General features: G+C 56.4%; 1 protein-coding gene. It reads left to right on the top strand.

The features are described 5' to 3' along the window. Window positions 1–110 precede the first annotated feature (110 nt). The coding region (locus EIK80_RS25540; RefSeq protein ID WP_233586952.1) for a TetR/AcrR family transcriptional regulator at window positions 111–291 on the top strand (181 nt) is incomplete at its 3' end.

Here is a 291-nt window from a genome sequence, read left to right as displayed (position 1 = left end):
ATGGCGAGCACAGTATTCATATCCATATCTGCCAAGTCTAGCCCGCAGACGGAATCCCCGCCGATTCCAGCCGCCGACTAAGCTGGAGTTTTATGGCACATTCTTCACGCATGACATCGCTGCAGCGGCGCGAACAGCTGATTGAAATCGGGCGGGCATTATTTGCCGCCAAAGGCTTCGAGGCAGTGAGCGTCGAGGAGATTGCGGCACACGCCAAGGTGTCCAAACCGATTGTGTACGAGCACTTCGGCGGCAAGGAAGGCCTGTACGCCGTAATCGTGGATCGTGAGA

The sequence above is a fragment of the Caulobacter sp. 602-1 genome, from assembly GCF_003931565.1.
Classification (GTDB): Bacteria; Pseudomonadota; Alphaproteobacteria; order Caulobacterales; family Caulobacteraceae; genus Caulobacter.
This window is presented reverse-complemented; position numbering and strand designations above follow the sequence as displayed.